We start from the raw sequence: 1438 nt of genomic DNA on the forward strand, positions 1-1438 counted from the left end.
ATCAACTACCCGCCTCCTGACCTAATGGTCGAGGAGGGGGTTTGGCTCTGAACTCCACCGCAGTTCCAGATACCGTTGCAGGCGTCCGGCTTTGGCTTCAGCGTCCGAGCCTTTGGGGGTGGCTGATAGGCACCCCGTCCTGATCCAGTCTTGCCGGATCAGGAGCGTTCGCAGCGCGACATTGCGCGCACCCACCAAGTCGGCATGCAGCTCAAATCCGCAGCTTGCGCACTCAAAGCGCAACCCTTTCCCAGGCCGGTTCTCCTTGCCCGTGTGACCGCAGACCGGGCAGCCCTGGCTGGTGTAGTCGGCATCGACATAGATCACCGGCAGGCCTTGCAGGTGCGCTTTGTAGTGCGTCTTGCCCTGCAAGTCGGCGAAGCTCCAGCCGGCGCGGCGGCGATTGGCGCGGCGCTGTTTGCTGGAGGCCTCGGGGCGGTGACGGCGCTCGGTGCGCTCATCAATGTCGTGCAGCCATTCCATCCCGATCAGCGTGCCGGGTTGGGCCAGGTGCTTGCTCACTTGGTGGTTCACATCAGCGCGGAACCGTGTCTCCCGCAGGGCCAGGCGACGCAGCGTGCGTGTGGCCGAGCGGGTGCCTTTGCGCTGAAGTCCGGCGCGGACACGTCGAAAGTGCTCCGCGCGATGCAGGACCGCGCTTCCTGACCAGAAGCGTGCCCGCCGACCGTTGGACTCCACGGCCAAATAGCGCTGACCGAGATCAACCCCGGCCACGGCGCGAATCGTCTCCGGGGCTACCGGCTGCACCGCAACCCCCAAACTCACCAGCAGATACCAGACTTTGCTGGTCGGATCGCGCCAGAGCTTCGCGCCTTGGACGCGGACCCGCTCATCCTCAAGCAGATCAAGATGTTTCTGATAGCCAACGTAACCGCAGCGCAATCGCCCCTGCAACGTGCCAAGGCTCACCGTGCGGTCCTTGCCCAACGAGAAATCGCGGCGGTAGTTATAGAACACTGTCAGCGCAGAGTAGCGCGGTGGTCTATCGAGACCGCGATAGCGCTTTTTTGTCCAGCCCTTGGCGCGATGCTCGGCATTGGTTTTGGTCCGACTCCAGAGCATCTTGTAGCTCGCGGCCACCTGCCGGGGGACGTTGCAGGCCATTTGTGCCGGCAACCCGAAGCGCTCACGCAGCTCACCATAGACCAGCGTTTGCAGCTTCATGGCCTGGGAGAGCTTGTTGTGGACAAAGGCCACTTCAGCGGTCTGGTTTAGTGCATCGCGATAGGCACAGGCTGTTTCCATCAGCACGCCAGCTTGCTCAGCGTCGATCAGGAGCTTTAGTTTGGCGGTGATGATCTGCGTCTCCATGTTCACAAGTATAGACGCATCTAGAATCCTTGTGAACATCAAAACGCGCATTCCTCCCCCTCCTGGCTGCGCCGAGCAGGGGGAATCCTGCGCGAATTCCGTTGAA

General features: G+C 61.9%; 1 protein-coding gene. It reads right to left on the reverse strand.

From position 1 onward, the window contains the following. Nucleotides 1–21: 21 nt before the first annotated feature. Nucleotides 22–1438, reverse strand: a 1417-nt coding sequence (locus HW932_RS21415) for an RNA-guided endonuclease InsQ/TnpB family protein (RefSeq protein ID WP_222932487.1), incomplete at its 5' end; no start/stop codon positions are given.

This window comes from Allochromatium humboldtianum, from assembly GCF_013385175.1.
GTDB classification, from domain to species: domain Bacteria; phylum Pseudomonadota; class Gammaproteobacteria; order Chromatiales; family Chromatiaceae; genus Thermochromatium; species Thermochromatium humboldtianum.